Annotated in this window: 19 protein-coding genes and 1 tRNA gene; 8 read left to right on the top strand and 12 right to left on the bottom strand. The window is 61.6% G+C overall.

Annotation, left to right across the window (positions count from 1 at the left end; all coding sequences use genetic code 11):
- Positions 1-13 precede the first annotated feature (13 nt).
- Positions 14-745 (bottom strand): hypothetical protein, encoded by a 732-nt coding sequence (locus tag EPK99_RS13465; protein ID WP_128443600.1) that lies wholly within the window; start codon positions 743-745, stop codon positions 14-16.
- Positions 746-1160: 415 nt separating this feature from the next.
- On the opposite strand from EPK99_RS13465, the gene EPK99_RS13460 reads away from it, so the two are divergent.
- On the top strand, positions 1161-1358 hold the full coding sequence (locus EPK99_RS13460; protein WP_128443599.1) for a hypothetical protein: 198 nt from the start codon (positions 1161-1163) through the stop codon (positions 1356-1358).
- Positions 1359-1416: 58 nt separating this feature from the next.
- Positions 1417-1644, top strand: a complete 228-nt coding sequence (locus tag EPK99_RS13455) for a DUF2188 domain-containing protein (protein ID WP_128443598.1) — start codon at positions 1417-1419, stop codon at positions 1642-1644.
- 782 nt (positions 1645-2426) lie between these two features.
- Here the strand turns inward: EPK99_RS13455 and EPK99_RS13450 are convergent.
- A complete protein-coding gene (locus tag EPK99_RS13450; RefSeq protein ID WP_128443597.1) occupies positions 2427-3023 on the bottom strand; it encodes a YidB family protein in 597 nt (198 codons plus the stop codon).
- Positions 3024-3209: 186 nt separating this feature from the next.
- On the opposite strand from EPK99_RS13450, the gene EPK99_RS13445 reads away from it, so the two are divergent.
- Positions 3210-5060 (top strand): DEAD/DEAH box helicase, encoded by a 1851-nt coding sequence (locus tag EPK99_RS13445; protein WP_128443596.1) that lies wholly within the window; start codon positions 3210-3212, stop codon positions 5058-5060.
- A gap of 78 nt (positions 5061-5138) precedes the next feature.
- On the opposite strand, the gene EPK99_RS13440 is transcribed toward EPK99_RS13445, so the two are convergent.
- The gene (locus EPK99_RS13440; RefSeq protein ID WP_128443595.1) at positions 5139-5438 is read right to left on the bottom strand and encodes a hypothetical protein; all 300 of its coding nucleotides are present in this window, start codon (positions 5436-5438) and stop codon (positions 5139-5141) included.
- Positions 5439-5655: 217 nt separating this feature from the next.
- Between EPK99_RS13440 and EPK99_RS13435 the strand changes: the two genes are divergently transcribed.
- The 3 genes from EPK99_RS13435 to EPK99_RS13425 all read left to right on the top strand — a co-directional run bounded on the left by EPK99_RS13435 (position 5656) and on the right by EPK99_RS13425 (position 7033).
- On the top strand, positions 5656-6522 hold the full coding sequence (locus tag EPK99_RS13435; protein ID WP_245582420.1) for an NAD(P)-dependent oxidoreductase: 867 nt from the start codon (positions 5656-5658) through the stop codon (positions 6520-6522).
- Between the two features lie 20 nt (positions 6523-6542).
- Positions 6543-6854 (top strand): Rdx family protein, encoded by a 312-nt coding sequence (locus EPK99_RS13430; RefSeq protein WP_128443594.1) that lies wholly within the window; start codon positions 6543-6545, stop codon positions 6852-6854.
- 92 nt (positions 6855-6946) lie between these two features.
- A tRNA-Leu gene (locus EPK99_RS13425) sits at positions 6947-7033 on the top strand.
- Between the two features lie 97 nt (positions 7034-7130).
- On the opposite strand, the gene EPK99_RS13420 is transcribed toward EPK99_RS13425, so the two are convergent.
- The 4 genes from EPK99_RS13420 to EPK99_RS13405 form a co-directional block, all read right to left on the bottom strand.
- Positions 7131-7493, bottom strand: coding sequence for a hypothetical protein (locus EPK99_RS13420; protein WP_128443593.1), 363 nt, complete (start codon positions 7491-7493; stop codon positions 7131-7133).
- A gap of 100 nt (positions 7494-7593) precedes the next feature.
- Complete coding sequence (locus tag EPK99_RS13415) at positions 7594-8445, bottom strand: C40 family peptidase (protein WP_128443592.1); 852 nt, start codon at positions 8443-8445, stop codon at positions 7594-7596.
- Positions 8446-8464: 19 nt separating this feature from the next.
- Complete coding sequence (locus EPK99_RS13410) at positions 8465-8806, bottom strand: MarR family transcriptional regulator (RefSeq protein ID WP_128444227.1); 342 nt, start codon at positions 8804-8806, stop codon at positions 8465-8467.
- Positions 8807-8873: 67 nt separating this feature from the next.
- On the bottom strand, positions 8874-10277 hold the full coding sequence (locus EPK99_RS13405; protein WP_128443591.1) for a leucyl aminopeptidase family protein: 1404 nt from the start codon (positions 10275-10277) through the stop codon (positions 8874-8876).
- Between the two features lie 145 nt (positions 10278-10422).
- Between EPK99_RS13405 and EPK99_RS13400 the strand changes: the two genes are divergently transcribed.
- Complete coding sequence (locus tag EPK99_RS13400) at positions 10423-11262, top strand: tetratricopeptide repeat protein (protein ID WP_128443590.1); 840 nt, start codon at positions 10423-10425, stop codon at positions 11260-11262.
- Positions 11263-11367: 105 nt separating this feature from the next.
- Positions 11368-11928 (top strand): dual specificity protein phosphatase family protein, encoded by a 561-nt coding sequence (locus EPK99_RS13395; RefSeq protein WP_128443589.1) that lies wholly within the window; start codon positions 11368-11370, stop codon positions 11926-11928.
- Between the two features lie 10 nt (positions 11929-11938).
- Here EPK99_RS13395 and EPK99_RS13390 read toward each other — a convergent pair whose 3' ends face one another.
- The 5 genes from EPK99_RS13390 to EPK99_RS13370 are packed head-to-tail and all read right to left on the bottom strand — an operon-like array spanning position 11939 to position 17481.
- Entirely contained in the window at positions 11939-12916 is a 978-nt protein-coding gene (locus EPK99_RS13390; protein ID WP_128443588.1) for a type II secretion system F family protein, read from the bottom strand.
- 12 nt (positions 12917-12928) lie between these two features.
- Complete coding sequence (locus EPK99_RS13385) at positions 12929-13942, bottom strand: type II secretion system F family protein (RefSeq protein WP_128443587.1); 1014 nt, start codon at positions 13940-13942, stop codon at positions 12929-12931.
- Between the two features lie 20 nt (positions 13943-13962).
- Positions 13963-15459, bottom strand: a complete 1497-nt coding sequence (locus EPK99_RS13380; RefSeq protein WP_128443586.1) for a TadA family conjugal transfer-associated ATPase — start codon at positions 15457-15459, stop codon at positions 13963-13965.
- Between the two features lie 30 nt (positions 15460-15489).
- A complete protein-coding gene (locus tag EPK99_RS13375) occupies positions 15490-16779 on the bottom strand; it encodes a CpaE/TadZ family protein (RefSeq protein ID WP_128443585.1) in 1290 nt (429 codons plus the stop codon).
- A gap of 12 nt (positions 16780-16791) precedes the next feature.
- Positions 16792-17481, bottom strand: coding sequence for a CpaD family pilus assembly protein (locus tag EPK99_RS13370; protein WP_128444226.1), 690 nt, complete (start codon positions 17479-17481; stop codon positions 16792-16794).
- Positions 17482-17507 lie beyond the last annotated feature (26 nt).

Raw genomic sequence — 17507 nt, 5'->3', positions numbered from 1 at the left:
TAAAGTATTTTTTCTAAGTTAAAAGGTCGTCATATTCGTCACGATCAGTAGGCGAATCGAATTCGACGGTTTTTGAAGTAGGCAGAAGAGAAGAAAGGGCAGTTAGTGCCGCTATTACTTTTTTCGCCTCGGTTTGCGAGCATATCTGACCAGAAATGTTGATGGCGGCACCAACAAATCCAATATCGTACCCTCCCTGTGTGGGGGGGTCTTTGCGCTCTAGTTTAGGCATCGATATTGCGTTGCTATTTTCACTAACCGCCTGAACTAACGAACGTTGTTCCGACGTAGATTTCCGCAAAACGCCCACAGTATCGCGAAAACAGGCGATCACTTGGTCCAAGGCGGCCGATGAAAACCCCCGACGGATTAAGTAAGAGCGCAGATTCTCGTCGCTTGGATAATTGTTCGGCCATTTGTCTTTTATTTCGGCAAAAAGGGCCGGCTTGAAAGCAGCCTCATTCAGAGCCTGCTCTTTCTCTTCGTCCGATTCTGGAGCTATAATTTGCAACGCCAGTTCACTGACGCGCGCCTCTCCATCACCAAGACTTTCAAGAAGGCCGTACTTTCCGATGGCTGACAATGCCTTGGCCGACGCGCCATGAAGTCCGTTGAAACCTATGAGTTGAACAATGCTTTCACGGGCAATAGCATTTTTGCCTTCTGCGGCATGAATTCGCCTAATCCTATCAATTGCCGCGGGAAGGCTCATGCTAGGGTAGTTGGGGCTGCGTACGTTCGCCATTGTGTAAACCTCCTAATATCAGTTTCGGATTTACAATTACTCGGATAATAAGCCATTGCAAGCCAAAAGCTAAAAAATAAGCCACTGAGTAAAGCACGTATTGACTCCGTCTCTGCAAGCGGCTTTCATGTGCAAGCGAAGAATCGGTTTCGCAGGAAGGGAAGGGTTGAATGATGAGAAGAACTATAGCCAGCCGCACCAACGAGCACCGTCGCAGTTGGCAGTAACAAAAAGGGTCACAAAACAGATAGGGGTGCAACCCGACCTGAAATGTGACCCGTGGTGTCAGCGGACAAGCCCGTATCCGTTGGACGGAGCAACTGGGAATGCCGATATCTGAAGCACGTTACACATTCAGAATCGCATTTCCCGGTCTCCGTTTCAAGAGGGCATTCTGTCGTAAAAGGAGGTCGCTATGACCAACGACAACATGCCGAGCTATACGCTCACCTTCGATGATGCCGTCCAGATCTGGCTTCGCCACTGGAACGGCGAATTCCAGAACCGGATTGCAGCAAGCTTCGACGTCAATCCGGCTCGCGTGAACGAAGTTCTTAAGGAACGAAAGCACATTGGAAGCCGCGAAGTGGCGCTCAAGAAGCGTGCTGCTTGAGGAAATGGAGCCGGTGCGACAGCGCCGGCTTTTCTTTTTCACCGAAAGGATTTTGAAAATGACAAACAAGCGTAACCAACACGTCGTACCTCATTCCGAAGGCTGGGCCGTCAAGGGCGCAGGCTCCGGGCGAGCCACCAAGGTGGTCGAAACACAGCGCGAAGCCATCGGCGTCGCGCGGGGCATCGCCCAAAACCAGGCAACGGAAATGCTGATACATGGAGAAAACGGCCAGATCCGCGAACGTAACTCCTATGGCAGCGATCCCTTCCCGCCCAAGGGCTGAACGACTTGCAGCAGGCGCTACGGCGTCTGCTGCATCCTCGACCTGTCTTGCTGACCACCGGTTCCACACACTCCCTCATTCCTGTGCTTGTCACAGGAATCCAGCAGCGCTGCGTCGGCGGCGCGAGGGACCTCTTTTCAAGCGAATGACGTCCCTCTCCGTCGTCATCCTCGGGCTTGACCCGAGGATCCACGCGTGTGCTCGTCTGGCCCAACGTTCCTAGGCCACGCTACATCCCTCCCGTATGACGGTCCTGAGTGTAGATCCTCGGGTCAAGCCCGAGGATGACGGCGGAGAGATCGGATGATGGCAGATAGGTTGGACGCTGACGGAGAGGTCGGATGACAATCGAAAGGTCAGATGAGGGTGGCAGGAGCAGGATGGCGGAGGGAGCGGACCAAATGGGATGGGCGGGACCGCGATAGAGAGGTGCGCCGCGACATGAGATAGGCCGGGCCGTAGTGGATGTCTCTCCGCCTCGCCTCCAGCGCATTCAATGGCTTGCACGAAATGCTGCTCCCGTCATCCCCGATCTCCCACTCCGTGCCTAGAATTGCCTCGTCCCGCATCGGATACACCAGGAGGCGTTCTGGCGAGGCGGGGCCGGCGCAGGAGGAGAGACAACGTGAAGCGCTCCTCCATCCGGGTTCGCGAAACATGGTCTCCCTCCGGCGACCGGTGGCGGGAGAGATTCAGTTGGACCGACGTCTCTCCCTTGTCGTTATTATGCGCCGGGCGTGCCTATCAGGCATAAAGGTAAGGGACGTCTGCGCGGCAAAGCGTCAGATCGTTCCCTGAACCGGCGGAACGCTGCCGCCCGGCGTCAGTCCATCCACCGCTTCGGGCAGGTTCTTGGACAGCCGGCGCAGCACTTCCTCTTCAGAGAGGCCGGTTTTGGCGGCCACGTCGCGTACCACGTCCGGGCCGAGCGCCTGATGCAACTCGCTGTCATCAATCGGCTCGTTGGCGCCCGTCCCGACCCAGCTATCGGCCTTCTTTTCATGACCCGCCTGCCGGAACTGGTCGAGCAGGTCGTTCAGCCCACCGTTCAGGATCGAGCCAATACCACCACCCAAAGCACCGCCGCCTGTCGCGCCGCCACCAAGTGCACCACCGAGAAGACTGCCGAGCCCGCCGTTGCGCAGCTTTTCCATCACGTCGTCAAGACCACCGCCCGCCGGGCGGGGCGCCGCCGCGCCTTCGGTCGCAGCCTCGCCGGACGTTTGGGCCGAAGAGCCGGACCGAGTCTCGGGCGAGGCCCCAGGCGAAGTCTGCGGCCGTTCCGTGACGCCCTTCAGGATCTCGGCGATCCTGTCCCTGTTCTGGTAGCCTGCCACGGCCAGAACCGCGAGCAGTGCCTTCAATGGTCCGCGTTGCATGATTTCCTCCTTCGAGATTGTTGTTCCTACCCAACGGGAGCGGGCAAAATGGGTTCCCTGACGGCTTGCCGATGCCATGTCCGCTTTGACATTCGGCCCGTAAATGAGTAGGAGAAGCGCCATGTTCGGCCGCGGTGGTTTGCGGCCCGGCCCCTGTGCCGCCCTCCAAATCCGAAAGACAGGCAGATGACCGATTTCCCCGGCGCCGTTCCGGCGATCGCAAAGGCGTTGGAAAAACGCGGCTACGACACCCTTACCCCCGTGCAGAACGCCATGCTGGACCCGGCGCTCGCCCAGGCCGATGCGCTGGTTTCTGCCCAGACCGGCTCCGGCAAGACGGTCGCCTTCGGCATCGCCATTGCGCCGACCCTGCTTCAGGGCAGCGAGCGTCTGGACCGGGCCGGCAAGCCGCTGGCGCTGGTGATCGCCCCCACCCGCGAACTTGCCTTGCAGGTGAAGCGCGAGCTCGAATGGCTCTATGAGCAGACTGGCGCTGTGATCGCAAGCTGCGTCGGCGGCATGGATATCCGCAGCGAACGCCGGGTACTGGAGCGCGGCGCGCATATCATCGTCGGCACACCCGGCCGCCTCAGCGACCATATCCGCCGCAAGGCGCTCGACATGTCCGAGCTCAAGGTTGCAGTGCTGGACGAGGCCGACGAGATGCTTGATCTCGGTTTTCGCGAAGACCTGGAATTCATCCTCGACTCGGCGCCGTCCGAACGCCGCACGCTGATGTTTTCCGCGACCGTGCCCGCCGCCATCGCCAAGCTTGCCAAGAGCTACCAGCGCAATGCGGTTCGCGTCGCTACCCAGGCCGAGGAAAAGCAGCATGTCGATATCGAATATCGCGCGCTGGCCGTCGCTCCGTCCGACCGGGAAAACGCGATCGTCAATGTGCTGCGCTTCTACGAGGCCACCAATGCCATCGTGTTCTGCTCCACGCGCGCTGCCGTCAATCATCTGACCGCGCGGCTCAGCAACCGCAATTTCTCCGTGGTCGCGCTTTCCGGCGAACTGACGCAGAACGAGCGCACCCACGCGCTGCAGGCCATGCGCGACGGCCGCGCCCGGGTCTGCATCGCGACCGACGTCGCGGCCCGCGGCATCGACCTTCCTGGCCTCGAACTTGTCATCCATGCCGACCTGCCGACCAATTCGGATACGCTGCTTCACCGCAGCGGCCGCACCGGACGCGCCGGGCGCAAGGGCATCAGCGCGCTGATCGTGCCGCTCAATGCACGCCGCAAGGCGGAACGCCTGCTCGGCGGCGCCGGCATTGCCGCCACCTGGGCTCGTCCGCCATCGGCCGACGAGGTCATCCAGCGCGACGACGAACGCCTGCTGGCCGATCCGGTGTTTACGGAAACGCCGCCGGAAGAGGTGCAGGATCTGGTGCAGCGACTGGTTTCCACGCATGGCGCGGAGCGGCTGGCGGCCGCCTTCATCAGCCTCTACCGCAGCCACCATACGCCGCCGGAAGATCTGTTCGACGTCGCCGTGCAGGATACCCGCAAGCCGCGGGAACGGGCTGAAGGCGGCAGTGACTTTGCCGAGAGCCCACGGGCACCGCGCGGCGAGTTCGGACCGGTCGTGTGGTTCTCGCTTTCGGTGGGCCGCAAGCAGAATGCCGAGCCGCGCTGGCTGATCCCGATCATCTGCCGCAACGGCAACATCACCAAGCAGGATATTGGCGCCATCAAGATGCAGGCCGACCAGACCTTCATCGAGATTTCAGCCGGGAAGGCTGATGACTTCATGAATGCGATCGGAAAGGATAAGGTCCTGGATCGCGGCATCCGCGTCACGCGGGTGGACGGAACACCGGATCTCAGCGCACAGCCCCGTCCTGCAGCCAACCGGCCGCCGCGCGAAGGCGAGAAAGACGGCTGGAAATCCAAGGCTCCGGCCAAGAAGCGGGAAGGTTCGGACTCTTCCGCACCGGCCGGCAAGAGCAATCGGACAAACGATTCCGATCGCTTCGCGAAGAAGGGCAAGCCCGGCGCGCCCAAGAAAAAGGACAGCTGGCCGTACTGAGCCCAGCCATCCGGACATGAAAAAGGCCGCTTGCCCGAGGGAGCAAGCGGCCTTGCATTATGGCGCTACATCGCGCACTTAGGGCTGAGTAGCATTACCGCCCGTTGCAGGAGCCGGAGTGGCCGGTGCTGCATTATTGGCCGGAGCTGCCGGGGTGACCGGAGCTGGAGCCGGCGACGTCGTGCCGGCTGCCGGAGCCGTGGTGGACGAGGTCGTCGTCGTATCGGTCGTTGAGCCGCCCATCTGCGACCAGACGAAAGCGCCAACGATGACGACGGCGAGAATCGCGACCCATGCCATCCAGCCGGAGCTGCGACTAGCTACCGGCGTGGTGCGCAGGTCAGGACGGGTATCGTTCGAATTCGGATCGTAAGCCATGTTTTCTTCCTCCGTTTCACCCTGACAATGCGGGCTGCCGTAATTTTGTTCCCATAAAAAACGTCCATGATCTTCAGCGGCACGATTTCCGGGTTATCCTACAAAAGCCTGATGCCCTATCTAGGGCATGCAGGCCGAGCGTGACTTGCCTGAAGCCGCATGCGGGGTGCAGGAAAAAAGCGCGGCATGTGCCGCTCGACCATGATGGAGGCAAGCGTTGAGCAGGGAACGCATCGGGATCGTCGGCCTCGGCCGCATGGGCAGCGCCATGGCGCGGAGACTATCGGCAAGCGGCTTTACCGTAACGGGCTGGAGCCGCACCCGACCTACGTCTGAGGCAGCGGCCGAAATGGGGATAGCTGTTGCGCCGGACCTCTCGTCCTTGAGCGCGGCGAGCGATGTCCTGATCCTCGCTCTTCTGGACGAGGAGGCGGTCCACGCAGTCCTTGATGCGCTGGCCAACACCTCCATCCAGGGTCGGCTGATCGTCGATACCAGCACGGTCAGCCCGCAAGTCCTGCGGGATCGTGCGGCGCAGTTTAACGGTCTTGGCGCCTCGCTTGTCGATGCTCCTGTCTCCGGAGGTCCGGACATGGTTCTGACCGGCAAGGTCGGACTTTATATCGGCGGCAGCGAAAAGGATTACCTGCGGTTTCTTCCCGTTGCCGAGGCTCTGTCGGATCGCATTCATCATGTGGGTGGCCTGGGAGACGGAGCCGCGGCCAAGCTTGTCAACAATATGATGCTGATGGGCCTGTGGCAGAGCCTGAAGGAAGCCTTGTTGCTGGGCAAGAAGGCCGGCCTGCCATCGGCCAAGATCCTGGAGATCCTGTCGGGCAGCCCGGCCGCGAGCCCCGCCCTGAAAAGCCGCCTTCCCGTCATCCGCGGCGAAACCGATGCCGTCGGCTTTCCGGTTGCGGGCGCCATCAAGGATGCGCGGGTGGTGCGGGACCTGGCGGCTAGCCTGGACGTCACCCTGCCCGCCATCGCTGCCTCACTCGCCAGCTTCGAGGCGGCAGCATCGGCCGGCTATGCGCAGGCGGATCTTGCCACGATGGTCCGGCTGGTTGCCGAATCCGACTGAAGCACAAGAGAGCGATCACGATGAGCGACAAGCCGCATATCACCATACTTTACTGCACCCAGTGCAACTGGCTGCTGAGAGCCGGCTGGATGGCGCAGGAGCTGCTGCAGACCTTTGGTGATCAGCTTGGGCAGGTCGGGCTCATTCCCGGAACGGGCGGCGTCTTCGAAATCCGCATCGACGGCGGACTCATCTGGGAGCGCAAGCGCGACGGTGGATTTCCAGGCCCGAAGGAGTTGAAGCAGCGCGTTCGCGACGTCATCGACCCGGACCGGGATCTCGGCCATCTGGACCGCAAGTCTGCGCAAGACGACGGCAGCGGAGCGGCCTGAAGCGGCCTCTTCGAAGTTTTTTCTGCACTGACATAGAAACTTCAAAAAGCCGGTTGACAGGAGCAGGCCCCACCCGTACATCGCTCTCCGTCGCCCAGATGGCGGAATTGGTAGACGCGCCAGCTTCAGGTGCTGGTACCCGAAAGGGTGTGGAGGTTCGAGTCCTCTTCTGGGCACCATTCCGATTGATCTCTACCAGGATCAATAGCTTAGCAAGATCATGATTGTTCGACTTCAGCGCTGCTCAGGCAGCGGCTGATCGTCCATGATCCGATTTCATCTCGGCAAATCGCGCGGGTTGAGACCCGGAACCCACTGGGTGTTCGGCATTTGGGTGCCGGTATAGGTGACGCCGCTTTCGGTCTTGCATCGATAGATTCGACGCGGCTCGGTATCGCCGAACAGCGTATCGTAGCGGCCGCGGCCGATATAGACGTCGGCGATTTCGCTCGTGCATGTATAGGCGTCCGGGTCGGCCCGCTGTTCCTGCGGCACGACACCCGGCAGATCCTTGTACACGGTATCCGGCATCTTCAGCGGCGTCTGCTGCTCGGCGGCGGAAGCAGCCATCGGAACCAGCGCTGCTAGAGCCAGTGCGACCAGCATGATGACTGGAAGAATCCAGGCGCCCTTCAACATTCCATTTCTCCTGTCCGCAACCCGCGGGGACAAGATCGGAGATAAGAATTGCCTGGGGCTTATTCCATGGGCACGGCCGCAAATCGCCGTGATCTGGCGTTCATAGCGGCCGGCGGTAACCGGTCGGACGCTCGTAGAGCCAGCCGATCCGCTCGATTGCGGCGTTCAGATTTTCGCGTGCTACGCTCATTGTATGGCCATTGGCGTGAAGCAGGGTCTCGGCGTCTTCCATCATGCCCACATGGCCCTTCCAGAACACGAGGTCGCCGCGGCGCAGTTCTTCGCGCTCGATCGCCACGCCGAATTCTGCCTGCATGTCGGAATCCCGCGGCGCGCTTTTGCCCACCATCATCATCGCCAGCTGCACAAGCCCCGAGCAATCTATGCCGAAGCCGGAGCGCCCTCCCCACAGATAGGGCGTCTCGATGAAGGTCTGCGCCACGGAGACGTAATCTTCGCCAAGCGTCTCGCCGAGCGGCAGACAGTGACGCGCAATCACCGCGCCTCCATCACCCAATAGAAAGTAGCGGGTGCCGCGGGTTTCAGCCTCGCCGGTCACTCTCACCCGGCTTCCCATGGAGAGAGCCCCCATCGGAGGTTTGCGCAGTTCGGCTTCCGGATAAAGGAAGGTTCTCGGCACACAGATGCGGTGCGTCGCTTCCTGTGGCTCGCCGAGCATGGTTTCCGGCAGATACCCGACATAGCCGTCTTGGTCCGCCTGGACCCAGGCGAAACCGTCTGCCCGGTCGAACACCCTCACCGCTTCGCCGAACAGAAGCTCGGTATCGATGCCGCGGGCAAGATCGGGGGCCGGGCGCAACGGCGCGACTGGTACTGAGATTCTTGCCGGTTCGCCACGCGTGAAGCGTTCGGCATCGAACTTGCCCCTCAGGGCCTCGTCGGCGAGATCCGGGCGGAAGGCGTGCAGGCGTCGGTCGAGAATAACAGTCATTGTCGGGTTTCCGTATATGTCATCGGCGGCCGGCGGCGATGATCAGGTCGCCGAGCTTTTCCAGGAACAAGGCACCTGCCACCGTGCGCTTGATCACCACGTTGCGGCGGTCGCGCTCGTCGCGCTGACGATCCACCAGTCCCATCGCCCCCATGCTATCGAGCGCGCGGGTGATGACGGGCTTGGTGACGCCAAGCGTCGCGGCAAGCCCGCGCACCGAATGCGGCGGCGGCACGAGATAAATATGCAGCAGGATGGCCATCTGGCGCAATGTGAGATCGCGACCGTCGTGACGCACCTGCTCCAGCGATACATCGTGCCAGAGGCCCAACGCCTCCGTGGCCGTCAATTCCACCGCCATCATCATCCTCGGGCTCAAGATCCTGACTGAACTTAAACCCGAGTTCTTACCGGTTTACTTCACCGGCTCACTTCCGGGCCATGCTTTGGATGGTCCGGTAGAGCGCGCGGATGGCGAAAGCCTCGCCTCCGACCGGCGCATGGGGTTTCTCCGCCAGCACCCAGCCATAGATGTCGAAGTGAGCCCAGCTCTTCGTTGCCGTGACGAAGCGCTTGAGGAAAAGCGCTGCCGTGATGGAGCCTGCCATGCCGCCGGAGGGCGAGTTAGTGATGTCGGCCGCCTTTGAGCGGATGTCCTTGTCATAGCCCATCCACAGGGGAAGGCGCCAAAGGGGATCGGCCTCGCTCTTTGCCGCCTGCATAAATTTGGCAGACAGATCCTCGTCATCAGTGAAATAGGGGGCAAGCTCGGTTCCGACGGCAACACGCGCCGCGCCCGTCAGTGTGGCCATGTCGATCATCAGATCGGGCGGCGTCTCGTCCGCATAGGCCAACGCATCGGCGAGAACCAACCGCCCTTCAGCGTCGGTATTATCTATCTGCACGGTCAGGCCCTTGCGGCTGCGATAGATATCGCCCGGCCGGAAAGCACTGTCGGAGATGGAATTTTCGACGGCCGGCACAAGAACCTGCAGATCGATCGCAAGGCCCGCATCCATGATCATCAGCGCCAGCCCCATGACGTTTGCAGCGCCGCCCATGTCCTTCTTCATCAGGGCCATGTTGGCGGCGCCCTTGATGTCGAGGCCGCCCGTATCGAAGCAGACGCCCTTGCCGACAAGCGTAACGCGCGGATGGCCCTTCTGCCCCCAGCGCAGCTCCAGGAGCCGGGGAGCGCTCGCGCTCGCACGTCCGACCGTGTGGATGAGTGGGAAGTTGCGTTCCAGCAGATCGTTGCCGACGATGGAGGTGACAGTCGCGCCGTAATGCTCGCCCAAGCCGCGGAAGGCCGCTTCAAGCTCGGGCGGACCCATGTCGTTGGTGGGAGTATTGATGAGATCGCGCGCCAGGAAGACGGCGGCAAGCTGCCGCTCAAGCTCGGCCCGGTCGGCTCCGGAAGGAATAGCGAGGCGTACATCGCGCTGCTTTTCCGACTTGTAACGCTCGAAGCGATAGCTGCCGAGACCGAAACCGAGAGCCAGATGCCGTGCATCCAGGCCTTTTGTCTCCAGATGCCAGTCGCCGGCCGGCAGGAGCCTGGACAAGCGTCCGGTTGCGAAGGGAGCGTCGGTGGGCTCGCTGCCAAGCCCGAAGAGGGCGGCGACCACCTCTCCCGCCCCGGACCCTTGGCCTGGCACAAGCAGCAGGCTTCCAGCCTCGGCCTTATAGCCTGCGGCCTTTGCCCAGGCGAGCGCTACCGGATCGAGAAGACCATCGTCCAGATCCGCTGGCGTGACGGCATAAACGGGCCTGGTAACGGCGTGTTCGACAGCAAAGACAGAGGCGCGCGGCAGGTACTGGTAAGGGGTCATGACAGCTTCTCAAGCTTAGGGAATCGTTGGTTTTAACGGTCTGTTAGGGTTAACAGTTTATTGCTGAAGTGGAAATGCGCGATGCACCGTATGCCGGGTCGGAAGAGCCTGGCGGACCGGCCCGACCCCCAAGAGACCGCCACCCATGACCGCTTCCGCCGCTCACTTCTCGCGCTCCGGACCTCGCCTCGTTCGGGCTGCCTTCCTCTCGCTGCTCCTCGCTTCCATAGCCGGATGCGCAGCTACGAAGCGGGACGCCGTGACCACAGGCTCGATCCCGATGCGGGTCTCGTCAGGCTCGCTGGATACGATGACGGCAACACAGCTTGCCGATACGGAAAAATCGCTCGGAGCCGCCTATGTGCGCGAACCGAAGAGCCGGGATATCGGCCTGCGCTATGCCAGCATTCTCAGCATGACGGGCAAGAACAGCCAAGCGCTCGCGGTTATGCAGCAGGTCGCCATTGCCCATCCGGCAGACCGCGAGGTTCTGGCCGCCTACGGCAAGGCGCAAGCCGCGGCTGGCCAACTCGAACAGGCGCTCGCCACCATCGACCGGGCCCAGACGCCCGACCATCCCGACTGGCGGCTTTATTCGGCGCAGGGCGCCGTCCTCGACCAGATGGGCCGCACCCAGGAGGCGCGGGCGAAATATCGGCAGGCGCTGGAAGCCCAACCGGGGGAGCCGAGCGTGATGTCCAATCTGGGCATGTCCTATGTGCTTTCCGGCGACCTGAAGACCGCCGAGGGCTATATGCGCAACGCCGCCACGCAAGCCAGCGCCGACAGCCGCGTCCGCCAGAATCTTGCCCTCGTGGTCGGCTTGCAGGGCCGCTTCTCGGAAGCCGAGGATATCGCCCGCAAGGAGCTCTCGCAGCAGCAGGCGGACGCCAATGTCACCTATCTGCGCTCCATGCTTTCGCAACAGAATTCCTGGAGCAAACTGGCCGCACAGGATTCCACGCCCAAGCCTTCCACGAACTGACACCGCCACGAGCTAATTTCCGGCGCCTGTCGCATCCTTCAGTTTCTTTTCAGCTTGGGCGTCCATAGGACGGCGAACCCATGGCGGGCAAGGAACTCTCGAATCATGCGCAAGCTCTTGACGTGGATGGGCATTGCCATCGCAAGCCCGATCCTTGGGCTCGGCCTCTATCTTGCCTTCCTGCAGGTCAGCGGCAATTTCCACGAAATCCTGCCGGGACAACTCTACCGTTCTGCACAGCCGACGCCGAACGAGCTGGCCAATTACATTCAGCGCTACGGCATCAAGACGGTCATCAACCTGCGTGGGCCAAGCGAACGGAAATGGTATCGCGATGAGGTGGCAACCACTTCGAAGCTTTCCGTGCAGCATGTCGATTTCCAGATGTCCGCCACCCGCCAGCTCTCCGCGCAGGAGAGCGAGAACCTGGTCGCGCTCCTGAAGGATGCCCCAAAGCCGGTGCTGATCCACTGCCGCGCCGGTGCCGATCGGACCGGCCTTGCCTCCGTCATCTACCTGCAGCAGGTCGCCGGCGTAAACGAGGAGACGGCCGAATGGCAGCTGTCGCCGCTCTATGGCCATGTCAACCTGCCCTTCCTGCGGGCCTATGCCATGGACCGCACCTGGCTGCGGCTGGAAGAGGTTCTGGGGATCGAAGAGAGCTGACGCAATCTCGTCAGAAGCGGTCTGCGACCTGGATGCCGGCCGGCCCGAGAATGACCGCGATCAGCACGGGCAGGAAAAACAGGATCATGGGAACGGTCAACTTCGGAGGAAGGGCCGCCGCCTTCTTTTCCGCCTCGTTCATGCGCTCATCGCGCCCTTCCTGCGCGAGGACGCGGAGAGCCTGAGCGACCGGCGTGCCGTATCGTTCCGCCTGGATGAGCGATTGGGCCACGGCCTTCACCATGTCGAGCTGGGTGCGGATACCGAGGTTTTCGAACGCCGTGCGCCGGTCCTGAAGAAAGGAAAGTTCCGCTGTCGTCAGCGCCAGTTCCTCGGCAAGTTCGGGCGACTGGGTGCCTATTTCCTCGGCGGCGCGGCGCATGGCAGCTTCGACGGAGATACCTGATTCCACGCAGATCAGCATCAGGTCGAGCGCATCCGGCCAGGCCCTCTTGATCGATAGCTGGCGCTTTTTGATACGGTTAGAGACATAAATATTGGGCGCATAGAAGCCGAGATAGGCAAAACCGATTGCAGCCAGCATACGCAGCGGTAGCGGACGGGTCGCCATGTTTCCGAGCACGAAGATCCAGAACACTGCCGCAGCCAGGAAAATGAACGGCAGAAGGAAGCGCGCCACCAGGAAGATGTTGAGGGCGTTTTGCGTGCGCAGGCCGGCCGCCCGCAACCGGTTCATGGTGTTCTCGTCCACAAGCGCCTTGCGCAGGTTGAACCTGTCGACAATCTGCCGGACCGACTGGTTGTTCTGATTGCGCAGGCTTGCCTTCGACTGATCGGCGTTCATGCGCGCCCGCTCCCGCGCCCTGATGAGTTCGCGTTCGGTGGAAACCGCCTTCATGCGCTTGCCAAGGTCGCCCTTCTCGAAGAAGGGGCTGGCCAGCGTATAGAAGGTGGCAAAGACGGCGATCGCCACGAGCATGGCAAAGAGCGTGCTGGGTTCGGTCAGGGTTGCGGCAAGTTCCTTCATGACCTCTCCTCTTCAGATGTCGAAGTTGATCATGTTGCGCATGACTACAATGCCGATCGACATCCAGATGCCGGAGGCTACCAGGATGAAATGGCCCCGCGAATCGGTGAAGAGGACTGCCATGTATTGCGGCGACGTCAGGTAGACCAGCAGCGAGACGATGAAGGGCAGAGCGCCGATGATGACGGCCGAGGCCTTGGCTTCCATGGACAGAGCATTGACCTTGGCCTTCATCTTCTTGCGGTCGCGCAGCACCTTGGAGAGATTTCCCAGGGCCTCGGACAGGTTGCCGCCGGCCTGGTTCTGGATGGTGATGACGATGGAGAAGAAGTTGACTTCCGACAGCGGCATGGTCTGCATCATCCGCACGCAGGCTTCCGGTATGCTCAGGCCTACCTGCTGCGATTCGATCACTCGCCGAAACTCCGTTTTTACCGGCTCCTGACCATCGGAGGCGATCAGCCGCATCGCGTCGTTGAGCGGAAGGCCCGACTTGATGGAGCGAACTATCACGTCAAGAGCGTTCGGGAACTCCGCCAGGAATCTCTTCTGCCGCCGTTTGATCAGGAACCCGACGATCCAGCGCGGCAGGCCGAGGCCCGCCACGAAAGCGGCGCCGGTCGCGGCAAGCATGGGGATGCCTGCAATCAGCGCGACGAAGAATACGAAAAAGCCGAGTGTACCGCTGCCGATGTAGAACTTTGCAAGCGTCAGGGCCATGCCGGTCTGGCCAAGGCGCGACTTCAGGCTGCCGTCGCCCATCTTCCTGTTTTTTTCTTCCTGCTTCTTTTCGAGCTCCTTCAAGGAGTCCTGCATCGACTTGCGACGCTTCGAGAGTTCCTGGACACGGTCGCGCGCCGCCTTCACCCGCTCGCGATCGTTCTCGGCCGTCTTGATGCGGCCGAGACGGACGTCCGACTTCTTCTCCACCTCGATGCGGGTAAACAGGAAGCCGTAGCAGATCGCACCGGCAGACACGGCCGCAAGCGCGATGATCGCCACGATGTTGATGTCCAGCCCGAACATGGATTGGTTGCTCCCGAGCCTCAGCTCTTGCCGATTTCCATTGCATCGATGGCGGCGGCCAGCCGCCGTTCCTCATTGAAATAACGTGCGCGATCCCAGAAATGCGGCTTGGCGATGCCGGTAGCCACATGGCGGCCGATCAGCTTGCCGTTCGCATCCTCGCCCTCGATCTCGTAACGCATCAGATCCTGTGTCACGATCACGTCGCCTTCCATGCCGATCACCTCGGTGATCTGGATGATGCGGCGCGAGCCGTCTCGCAGACGTGCCGCCTGGATGATCACGTCGATCGAGCCGGTAATGATTTCACGCACCGTCTTGGCCGGAAGCGTGAAGCCACCCATGGCGATCATCGATTCCATACGGCTGAGGCATTCGCGCGGGGTATTGGCGTGGATCGTGCCCATGGAGCCGTCATGGCCGGTGTTCATGGCCTGCAGAAGATCGAAGACCTCCGGTCCGCGCACTTCGCCGACGATGATCCGTTCCGGGCGCATACGCAGGCAGTTCTTGACGAGATCGCGCATGGTAATCTCGCCCTCGCCCTCAATGTTTGGCGGACGTGTTTCCAGGCGAACCACATGCGGCTGCTGAAGCTGCAGTTCGGCCGTGTCCTCGCAGGTGATGACGCGCTCGTCGAGATCGATATACCGCGTCAGGCAGTTGAGAAGCGTCGTCTTGCCCGAGCCCGTACCGCCGGAAATGACGACATTGCAGCGAACGCGGCCGATGATCTGCAGGAGGACCGCACCTTCCGGCGTGATCGCGCCGAACTTGACCAGCTGCTCAAGCGTCAGCTTGTCTTTCTTGAACTTGCGGATGGTGAGCGCCGGCCCGTCGAGCGCGAGCGGTGGTGCGATGACGTTGACGCGGGAGCCATCGGGCAGGCGCGCATCGCAGATCGGCGAGGATTCGTCGACCCGGCGGCCGACCTGGCTGACGATCCGCTGGCAGATGGACAGAAGCTGGGCGTTGTCGCGGAAGCGGATTTCCGATTCGATCGTCTTACCGGCCACTTCGATGAAGGTCTGGCCGGCGCCGTTGACCATGATGTCGGCAATATCGTCGCGGGCCAGCAGCGGTTCGAGCGGGCCATAGCCGAGGACGTCGTTGCAGATGTCCTCGAGCAGTTCCTCCTGCTCGGAGATGGACATTGCGAAGTTCTTGATGGTGATGATGTCGTTGACGATGTCGCGGATTTCCTCGCGCGCACTTTCGCCATCGAGCTTTGCCAATTGCGACAGGTCGATCGTATCGATCAATGCCGAGAAGACCTGGCTCTTGGTGTCGTAATACTGCTCCGTGCGCTGGGCTCGCTTGCGGCCAGCGGCAGCCGGCGCGATCGGCGGCGGCGTCATGGGCTGGCGGTTGGTCGCCATGTCACGCAGGGGTTCGGCAAAGACTTCCGGAGCGGTCGGCTTCGCCGCCGTGGTGCCCGGTTGGGACAAGGCAGCCGGGGGTGGGGCAGCAATGCCTCCGCCGCGTCCAAATCCTTCGTTTCCGCGTTTACCAAACATGCTCAATTCCAGTCCTGATCGGCCTTGGCCTTACTTGCGTCCCAGCATGCCGAGCATTTTGCCGAGGCCGCCCTTCTTGACCTTCTTGAGCGCCACCCTGCCGGTGACGATATGGGCGATCTGCGCAAACGTTTCGGCGGCGGCCGATTTTGCATCGATCTCGGAGATCATCCGGCCGCTATTGGCGGCATTGCCGAAAAGCTGGGCATCGAAAGGCAGGATCGCGATCGGCTCGATCTCCAGCGGCTCTATGAAATCCGAAGGTGCAATTTCCGGGCGCTTCGGCATGCCGACCTGGTTGAGGATCAGATGCGGCGGACGGTCGTTGGGCCGAAGCTTCTTCAGCGCATCGATCATGTTCTTGGTGTTGCGCAGGTTGGCAAGGTCCGGGACCGCGCAGATGACCACTTCATCGACATCCGCCAGCACCGAGCGCGTCCATTCCGTCCAGACATGCGGCAGGTCGAGAACGGCAACCGGGGCGCTGCGCTGCAAGATCTCGATGATCGGCAGGAATGCACCGCTTTCGAAGTCATAGGCGCGGTCGAGCATGGAGGGCGCGGCAAGCAGTGACAAGTGCTGCGAACATTTCGTCAGCAGACGGTCGAGGAATACTTCATCCAGCCGCTCCGGGGCAAAGACGGCTTCGGCAATACCCTGGGCCGGATCCTGGTCGAAATCGATATTGGCGGTGCCGAATGGCAGGTCCAGATCGGCCAGGATGGTTTCCGTGGCAAAAAGCGTCGAGATGCCGAAGGCACAGTTATGCGCGATGGTGGAAGAACCGACACCGCCCTTGGCGCCGATGACCGCAATCGACCGGCCAAGCGGCTCCGCATCCGGATCGACGAAGATGGAGGAAATCGAGGCAAGAAGGTCCGCCATCGGAACGGGACCGACGAGGTACTCCGAAATACCGTTGCGGATCAGCTCGCGATAGAGCGCGATGTCGTTGTAGCGGCCGATAACGATCACCCTGGTCGAAGGGTCGCAGACCTCCGCCAGGGGTGCCAGTTCGCTCAGCATGTTCTTCGGCTCGGCATCCGTTTCGAGGATGATGAGGTTGGGTGTCGGCGTGGACCCGAACATGTTTGCGGCCGCGGCAACATTGCCGCTGGTCACGCGCAGGTTGACTTTGGCCAGGCGGCGATCGCGCGCCACGCGCTCCATCACCCTCTGCATCGCCTCGCTTTCGCAGAAGGCATGAATAGAGATGCGTGGCAAAGGGCGCAGCGATTCCATCTCGACAACCTGGTCGGCCTCTTCGCCAAAGGCCTCGCCATTGCCGGACATGCGGATGTCGTAAGTGATCGCGCTCATCGCCTGAACTCGTTAATTGCTGTTGATCGTGATCGTCGTGCCGCTTTTTTCGCCGCGGTAGTCGCTGATGACCTGCCCACGCTGTGCCGCATCGATCGGCGTCATGGCCCGGGGGGCAATCAGATCCGAAGGATTGGCGATCTGGGCAGCCAGGTTGTTCTGGCTGGCACAGCCGAAATTGTACCAGTTCCTGTTTGCCGTCGTGTTGTCGGAAAGGTCCTCAGGCCAGTTGCCGCACTGGCTGGTCATGGCCTTGGTCGTCACATAGGACAGCCGGATCGGGGCTGCGTCGCCATTGGGCATGGCAGCATAGCTGCTCATCAGGATGCGCTGCGAGCTTATGCCGGTCTGGGTCAGCGTGCGGCGGACATCGCCGGCAAGCCTTGAGGCGGCACCCGCATTGTAGGAGCCATGCGGCACCTGCACCTGGATGACGCCGGCCGGCGAGGCGACGAATTTCTGCGCGAAGCCGCGCACCATGTCCTTCAGCCCTATGGAAAGCCGCACATCGCCGGATGCGACGGGCACGTCGAGGGTGCTTTCGCCCTCGGCCAGCACGATCGGATGGCGGGTGCGGTAATCGTCCGGTATGGCGCCGGTGGTCATTTGGCTGCCGCAGGAAGCCAGCATGCCGGCGCATGCGGCGACGAGGGCGAGCGTCGCCATGGTTCTGGGCATGAGGCGGTGCTTGTCCTGCTGCATGGGAGGGCTGCCTTCGCGAATGGTGG

This window comes from Neorhizobium lilium (genome assembly GCF_004053875.1).
In the GTDB taxonomy this organism is placed as follows: domain Bacteria; phylum Pseudomonadota; class Alphaproteobacteria; order Rhizobiales; family Rhizobiaceae; genus Neorhizobium; species Neorhizobium lilii.
Note: the sequence above shows the minus strand (reverse complement) of the source record. Positions and strands in the feature narration are given on the sequence as shown.